The sequence below is a fragment of the Pseudomonas serbiensis genome (genome assembly GCF_030580745.1).
Taxonomy (GTDB): Bacteria; Pseudomonadota; Gammaproteobacteria; order Pseudomonadales; family Pseudomonadaceae; genus Aquipseudomonas; species Aquipseudomonas serbiensis.
The window spans coordinates 82,092-89,387 of record NZ_JAUQOO010000005.1 but is presented as its reverse complement, the minus strand read 5'-3'; the positions used below and the strand labels follow the sequence as shown (position 1 = coordinate 89,387).

Below are 7,296 nucleotides of genomic sequence, written 5' to 3'. Positions count from 1 at the left end.
GGCCATGAAGAAAGCAGCTTCCCGCCGATGAACGCGGGAAGCTGCGCTGTACAGAACACCGAAAAGTCAGTTACCGCCCCGTTTGGTGGGCGCGATCTTCAAGTATCAGTGGGCATCTATGAACAAGTCGAAATTGCGTAAGGTTGGATTGGGTACTGCCCTGGTATTGGTCTTGGGTGCCGTGTTGTATGCCATCGAAGCCCCGGCCAAGCCGCCGACCTATATCACCGCCAGGGTCGAGCGAAGCGACATCGAAAACGCCGTGCTGGCCACAGGTGTACTGGAGGGCATCAAGCAGGTGGATGTTGGCGCCCAGGTTTCGGGGCAGTTGAAGTCGCTCAAGGTCAAGCTGGGCGATAAGGTCAAGAAGGGCCAGTGGCTGGCTGAAATCGACCCGTTAGTACTGCGTAACACCTTGCGTCAGGCCGAAGTGGACGAGGAAAAGCTACAGGCTGACCGGCTCTCGGCAAGGGCTCAGATGAAACAGGCCAAGCGCCTTTATGATCGCTACAAGGAATTACAGACCGATCAGTCTATTTCCCGTCAGGACTTCGAGAATGCCGAGTCCGACTATGAAGTTCAGCAGGCCAACGTCAGTGCGCTGGATGCACAGATCAAAAGCGCCCAGGTGCAGATCGACACGGCCAAGGTCAATCTGGGCTATACCCGCATCGTCGCGCCGATTGATGGCGACGTGGTAGGTATCGTGACCCAGGAAGGCCAGACCGTTATCGCCCAGCAACTTGCGCCGGTACTGCTCAAGCTGGCGGACCTTGACACCATGACCATCAAGGCCCAGGTGTCCGAGGCTGACGTGATTCATATCAGCACGGGTCAGGAGGTCTACTTCACGATTCTGGGTGAAGAGAAACGCTACTACGCCACGCTGCGCGGCACCGAGCCTGCGCCGCAGGACTACCTGGAAACCGAAGGCAGTGGTTCGTCATCCAAGCAGAACTCTGCGGTGTTCTATAACGCGCTGTTTGAAGTGCCGAACCTCGATCATCGCCTGCGCATCTCCATGACCGCCCAGGTGCGTATCGTCCTCGACACCGCCAAGAATGCCCTGAGCATGCCGGTGGCCGCGCTGGGCAATCGTGATGCCGAGGGTGCCTACACCGTGCGCGTTCTGGACAAGAGCGGCTTCGCCCAGGAGCGCAAGGTTCAGACCGGGATCAACAATAACGTTCAGGTGGAGATCAAGAACGGGCTCGCCGAAGGTGATCAGGTTGTCATCGCCGATCCGTCAGCGACCGTGGCGGGGTCTTGAGCATGAACCAGAAGGTAGAGGTTGCAGCTCTTCACGAGACGACGATCGATACGGGCAGCCCGATCCTGCACCTGCAAGGTGTGAGCCGCAGTTTCATGGCCGGAGACCGCGAGTTTCTGGCGCTCAAGCACATCGACCTGGCGATTCACGCTGGCGAACTGGTGGCGATCATCGGTGCATCGGGTTCGGGCAAGTCGACCCTGATGAATATCCTCGGCTGTCTGGACCATGCCAGTGGCGGCAGCTACAAGGTCAACGGTCAGGAAACCTGTGACCTCGACGACGAAGAACTGGCCGCGCTGCGCCGTGACCATTTCGGCTTCATTTTCCAGCGTTATCACTTGCTGCCGCACCTGGATGCCGTGCGCAACGTCGAGATTCCGGCTGTTTATGCCGGTAAATCCCAGATTCAACGGCACCAGCGCGCCGAAGAGTTGCTGACGCGCCTTGGGCTCGGCGGGCACCTGTCGCACAGGCCGAGCCAGATGTCCGGTGGTCAGCAGCAGCGGGTGAGTATTGCCCGGGCACTGATGAACGGTGGCCAGGTGATTCTGGCCGACGAACCGACCGGTGCTCTGGATACTGCCAGTGGCAAGGAGGTGATGAACATCCTTCTGGAGTTGCATGCCCTGGGCCATACGGTGATTCTGGTCACCCACGACCCCAAGGTCGCCGCCAACGCCGAGCGGATCATCGAAGTCAGTGACGGCGAGATCATCAGCGACCAGCGCACGGTGCAGAAAGCACAGGCGGCGCCTGAACCCGAGCCGCAATTGCAGCACGGTGCCGCGCCCCGGCGCCTGGGTGTCAGCCTCGGTCTGTTTCGCGAAGCCTTCAACATGGCCTGGATCGCTCTGATCTCGCACCGCATGCGTACCTTGCTGACCATGCTCGGGATCATCATCGGCATCACTTCGGTCGTGTCCATCTCGGCCATTGGCGAAGGGGCCAAGCGCTACGTGCTCAAGGACATCCAGGCCATCGGCAGCAACACCATCGATATCTATGCCGGCAGCAACTTCGGTGACAGCCGGGCCAAGTCCATCGAAACCCTGTTGCCGTCCGACGTCGCGGCGCTCAACCGGATGTATTACATCGACAGCGCTACGCCGGTGGTCGGTCGCAGCATGCTGGTGCGCTATCGCAACATTGACGTCGATGCCCAGCTCAACGGCGTCAGCAACCGGTACTTCCAGGTACGCAATATCCAGTTGGCGGCAGGCATCACCTTCAACGAACAGGATGCACGGCGTCAGGCCCAGGTGGTGGTGCTCGATCACAACACCGCGCAGCGGCTGTTCGGGCCGGGTGTGAATCCGTTGGGGAAGGTGATCCTGATCGGCAATCTGCCGTGCACAGTGATTGGCGTGACCAGCGACCACAAGAACCTGTTCATCGCCGGCAATACCCTCAATATCTGGATGCCTTACGAGACGGCAGCCGGTCGTGTGCTGGGCCAGCGCCATCTGGACAGCATCAGCGTGCGGGTCAAGGACGGCATGCCGAGCAAGCAGGTGGAAGAAGAGATCAAGGCTCTGATGCTACAGCGTCACGGCACCAAGGACTTCTTCACCAACAACCTGGACAGCGTCATGCAGACGGTTCAGAAGACCAGCCGCTCGCTGACCTTGCTGCTGTCGCTGATTGCGGTGATTTCCCTGGTGGTCGGTGGTATCGGGGTGATGAACATCATGCTGGTGTCGGTGACCGAGCGGACTCGTGAGATCGGTATCCGCATGGCCGTCGGCGCTCGCCAGTCGGATATCCGCCAGCAGTTTCTGGTGGAGGCTGTGATGGTTTGTCTGATTGGCGGGGTAATCGGTATCGCGTTGTCGTACGGGATCGGCTACCTGTTCACGCTGTTCGTCAAACAATGGGAAATGGTGTTCTCACCGGCCTCGATCGTCACCGCCTTTGCCTGTTCGACACTGATTGGCGTGCTGTTCGGCTTTGTACCGGCACGCAATGCGGCAAGGCTTGATCCTATCGAGGCGTTGGCGCGGGATTGATACCCGCGCCCCGGGGTGTTTCCAGGGCCTCAGTTGGCCATGGAAACACCCTCGGATGACGCATACATCCAGCGCATCAGGGAATTGCGTCCGCTGATCCCCAGCTTGACGGCGGCGCGGCGCTGATAGCTGCCCACGGTATTGACCTTGAGCGTCAAACGCTCGGCCTGCTCCAGAGCGGTATGCCCGGCCAGCAGTCCAAGACAGACCTGTGTTTCACGCTCGGAAAGCTTCAGGCCGGTTTCGCGCAGGCGTTCGTGGAAACGGTCTTCGAGGCTTTCAGTCTTGTTCGATTCTGCCCTGGAGATAGCGGTCTGCAAGGCATCCACATGCTTGTCCAGAATCGAGAACAGAAATGGCGAAATGTCCTTCAGTCGACGGCGCTCGGCAGCAGAGAAGCAAGGAGAGGGAGGTGCGCGAAAGACGGTGATTCTGCAGCAGTAGCCATCCGACTCCTGCGTTGGGTACAGGTGAACCGAATCGGTGAAAAGTGCGAGGTTTCGCGGTGCGGCTACCGTGTCGTTAAAAACGGCCCGGGTTGGAGAAGGCTGGGATTGCCAAGGTTGTGGCAGCGCGTGGAGATGCACGGCATCGACGGTGAGCTGGGTATTGATCAGTTCATGGAACGCGCTTGAGAAGTTGCGCGTGCCAATGCAGGCCATGACTCTGCCAATTTTCGGAAATAGTGTATGGGGCATTTTGTCATCCATGATGATGTAGCAGGGACCCGTTTTCGACGCCAATAAAGAGACCTTGGTCACGAATATGTACATGCGCGATTGCCTGTATATACATTTTCAGGTAGTGCCATGTCATTTTTTTCTGTTACACCAGATGTAATGAAATGGCTTAAATCGATGAACTCTATTCCTTTTAAATCAATGTTTTGAAGAAGATATCTAAGAGCGTATAGAGATTTTTACGAGCAGGCTTTAGGTTCTATTTTGTACGCATCCTGTTACATATTCTCGACTTTTGCAGGGTATACGTGAGGATATGCAGGCCGGATAAAAAACGGCGCACAAAGGGTTGGGCGCCGATTGCCAATTGGGTGACCAGCTTCAGATTTACAGCGATTCCCTGGTCAGATGGCGGGGATCTGGCCAATGCCTATGGTGCCCATGAAAAGGATCCAGGACAGGGCAAGCCATGTCCCCGGCAGGACCTTTATGCCTCAGATGTCCTGCTCGTTTGCGCGTCCGGCACGAAGGCCATCCATCACCAGGTCCATCAATCTTGCCAAGCGTACACGCCATTCGCCACGTGAATCGATTTGCCATATGCCGGCGATTGCTAAAAAGAAGTCATCGGTAGTCACGCCTGCCCGGATCGTACCGGCCTCTGTATTGGCGCGCAGCAGCAGGTCCGCTGCGGCTTCTACCGTGGCATACCCCGATTTTCCCTGACATGCCAAAGCTGCGGAGGCTTGCTGCAATGCTGTCGCCAGCCCGGCCTTGGTCATCGCATATTCGGCCAGGCAATCCATCCACTCTCTGAGAGCCTGTGCCGGAGGTTTTTCGGCAAGTAGCTGCTCAGCCAGAGAAGCTACTTGCTGCATTTCGTGCTGATACACCTCAAATACCAGGTCTTCTCTGGTGGGAAAGTGGCGATAAAAAGTGGCTTGCCCAACTCCGGCCTTTTTAGCGATGGCGGTAAGCGGAACAGTTGGGGAGAGCGTCAGCTCTACAACGGCAATCTTCAGTATGCGTTCTCGGTTTTGCTTCGCGTCGGCACGCTTGGGCAGTTCGGCTTCAGGGGCCACTGATTAATCCTTCATGTTGTTGCAAAGCGGACAACTGTCCGGTAGCTTGCATTAATCGGACAGTTGTCCGATTGCGTAATGACTCTGGAGCTTACTATGAATAGTACGGGTAACACGATTCTGATCACGGGCGGTACCTCTGGCATAGGCCTTGGCCTGGCTCTCGGGCTTCACAATGCAGGTAACAAAGTGATCATTGCCGGGCGGCGCAAGGAGTTGCTGGACGAGGTCGTGCTGCAAAACCCGGGGATCGAGGCCATTGTGCTGGATGTTACCGATCCGGACTCCATTTTAAGCGCAGCCGAAGCTCTGGCGACCAGCCATCCTGATCTTAATGTTCTTATCAACAACGCAGGGGTCATGTACTGGGAAGACATTACCAACCCGCAAGACCTGAGCATCGCTGAAAATATTGTCGTCACCAATTTGCTGGGCACCATCAGGATGGTGTACGCACTGCTTGCGCAACTGACCCAGCGACCTGAGGCGACTATCGTTAATGTCAGTTCAGCCCTGGCGTTTGTGCCACTGCCTGCAACACCTACTTATAGTGCGACAAAAGCTGCCATTCACTCATTCACCCAAAGTCTGCGGGTGCAACTGGCAGATACGGCAGTCGAAGTACTCGAACTGGCACCGCCAGGTGTACGGACCACATTGCTTGGGCAGGAAAACGATGAGCGCGCCATGCCGCTGGATGAGTTCCTGAACGAGGCATTCGATTTGCTTGGCAGAACCCCGACTCCCCCGGAAATCATTGTCGAGCGCGCCATGCCTCTGCGCCTTGCCGAAGCGAACGGCTCTTTCGATGACGTGCTGAAAATGCTCTCCCATATCAAATCACCGGCAGAATAAACTACCCGATTGAATGGAAGGGTGCGATGGCAGCCCTCGCTTGTGAGGAGGGCTGACTGTCGAGTCTATCGATCAGTTGAGAAGTGATGCGAAGGAATGATCGTTGATGTTTTCAGTACGGATCGGGGGTAGGACAGTGGTGCGGCAGTCAATCATGGTCAGGATCGTGGCAAGCATGGCGTTTCTGGCTCTGGCTACAGGATGCACCCGTCAGCCAGAGGCTGAAACGGCCATGACGCACCACGCGAGTTTTCAGGCGTATCTGCAAGACACCCGGCAGGAGATTAGCGAGCGGCGTCTCTTCCAGACCGAAAGCCGCGACAATGAACTGGTATGGAACGCGCCTTTCGAGATTCGCCCAGCTACACCGTCCGGCAAGGCGTTGCTTCTGCTGCACGGATTGGGTGATTCACCCTGGTCATTCGTGGATGTTGCCCAGGATTTCGCCGATCAGGGATATGTCGTGCGGGTTGCGTTGCTGCCCGGGCATGGCACCCGGCCTGAAGACCTGATCGATATTCATCTGGAAGAATGGCAGCAACTGGTGCAGGAACAGGTCGCATTGCTGCGACAGGAGTTCCCGGAAGTCTACCTGGGAGGGTTCTCGACCGGCGCCAATCTGGCACTCGCCTATGCCATGAAGGATCCCGGCATCAGTGGTCTGGTGCTGTTCTCACCGGCTATCCGCTCCAGTGCCACCTTCGATTGGGTGACGCCATGGCTGGCCCATGTCAGAACCTGGCTCGTCGCGCCTGACGAGACGCGCCCGCAGCAATCACCGGTACGCTATTACAACGTGCCCACCAACGGCTTCGCTCAGTTCTACCGCAGCAGCGTGGCGGTTCGCAGCCTTATAGAGCATGAAAACTTCGACCGGCCTGTTGCGATTGTCCTGACTGAAAAGGATTCGGTAGTCGATGTGCAGTATGTTCGAGAACTGTTCAGTAGCCGCTTTACAAACCCTGCCAGCCGGTTGATCTGGTATGGCCAGGAAAAGGCAGGCGCACCGGACTCATCACGCATCCTGACCCGCACGGACCGACTTGTAGATGAACGTATCAGCCAGTTTTCACACATGGGCATCCTGTTCTCGCCGCAAAACGCGCTTTACGGCCGATCAGGAAAACTGCGTTTCTGCTGGAACAGCCTGAATACCAGGGATGTTGCGCGCTGTGAGGCAGGAGAGGAGGTGTGGTATTCCGAGTGGGGCTATCGTGAGCCGGGCAAGGTGCATGCACGGCTGACTTACAACCCGTACTTTGCGTGGCAATCGCAGGTTATCCGAGGTGTGCTGGAGGCCGCGAAGCCGAAGGGGTAGGAGCTTGCCGGGTTAAGGTGCATACAATTCGTAGGAGGCAGCTTGCTGGCGAAAAGGCCTGAAACCGGCAGATATTCTGCGT

At 57.1% G+C, this 7,296-nt stretch carries 6 protein-coding genes; 4 read left to right on the top strand and 2 right to left on the bottom strand.

Features of this window, described 5'->3' with window-relative positions; translation table 11 throughout:
- Positions 1-118: 118 nt before the first annotated feature.
- Both macA and Q6A51_RS08610 read left to right on the top strand, forming a co-directional pair.
- Complete coding sequence (gene macA / locus Q6A51_RS08615; protein WP_201017069.1) at positions 119-1,270, top strand: macrolide transporter subunit MacA; 1,152 nt, start codon at positions 119-121, stop codon at positions 1,268-1,270.
- 2 nt (positions 1,271-1,272) lie between these two features.
- Positions 1,273-3,279: a MacB family efflux pump subunit gene (locus tag Q6A51_RS08610; protein WP_201000536.1), complete on the top strand. Its 2,007-nt coding sequence runs from the start codon at positions 1,273-1,275 to the stop codon at positions 3,277-3,279.
- Positions 3,280-3,308: 29 nt separating this feature from the next.
- On the opposite strand, the gene Q6A51_RS08605 is transcribed toward Q6A51_RS08610, so the two are convergent.
- On the bottom strand, positions 3,309-3,977 hold the full coding sequence (locus Q6A51_RS08605; protein WP_304574560.1) for a LuxR C-terminal-related transcriptional regulator: 669 nt from the start codon (positions 3,975-3,977) through the stop codon (positions 3,309-3,311).
- Between the two features lie 476 nt (positions 3,978-4,453).
- A complete protein-coding gene (locus tag Q6A51_RS08600; RefSeq protein WP_201017071.1) occupies positions 4,454-5,041 on the bottom strand; it encodes a TetR/AcrR family transcriptional regulator in 588 nt (195 codons plus the stop codon).
- A gap of 96 nt (positions 5,042-5,137) precedes the next feature.
- Here Q6A51_RS08600 and Q6A51_RS08595 point away from each other — a divergent pair, with 96 nt between their 5' ends.
- Positions 5,138-5,896, top strand: coding sequence for an SDR family oxidoreductase (locus Q6A51_RS08595; RefSeq protein ID WP_201017072.1), 759 nt, complete (start codon positions 5,138-5,140; stop codon positions 5,894-5,896).
- A gap of 175 nt (positions 5,897-6,071) precedes the next feature.
- Positions 6,072-7,214: an alpha/beta hydrolase gene (locus Q6A51_RS08590; RefSeq protein WP_236250127.1), complete on the top strand. Its 1,143-nt coding sequence runs from the start codon at positions 6,072-6,074 to the stop codon at positions 7,212-7,214.
- The last annotated feature ends 82 nt before the right edge of the window (positions 7,215-7,296 follow it).

Bases quoted from the DNA above. Each gene is read 5' to 3' on its own strand.
- macA (WP_201017069.1), top strand. From the start codon at position 119: ATGAACAAGTCGAAATTGCGTAAGGTTGGATTGGGTACTGCCCTGGTA.
- Q6A51_RS08595 (WP_201017072.1), top strand. From the start codon at position 5,138: ATGAATAGTACGGGTAACACGATTCTGATCACGGGCGGTACCTCTGGC.
- Q6A51_RS08590 (WP_236250127.1), top strand. From the start codon at position 6,072: ATGGCGTTTCTGGCTCTGGCTACAGGATGCACCCGTCAGCCAGAGGCT.
- Q6A51_RS08605 (WP_304574560.1), bottom strand. From the start codon at position 3,977: ATGCCCCATACACTATTTCCGAAAATTGGCAGAGTCATGGCCTGCATT.
- Q6A51_RS08610 (WP_201000536.1), top strand. From the start codon at position 1,273: ATGAACCAGAAGGTAGAGGTTGCAGCTCTTCACGAGACGACGATCGAT.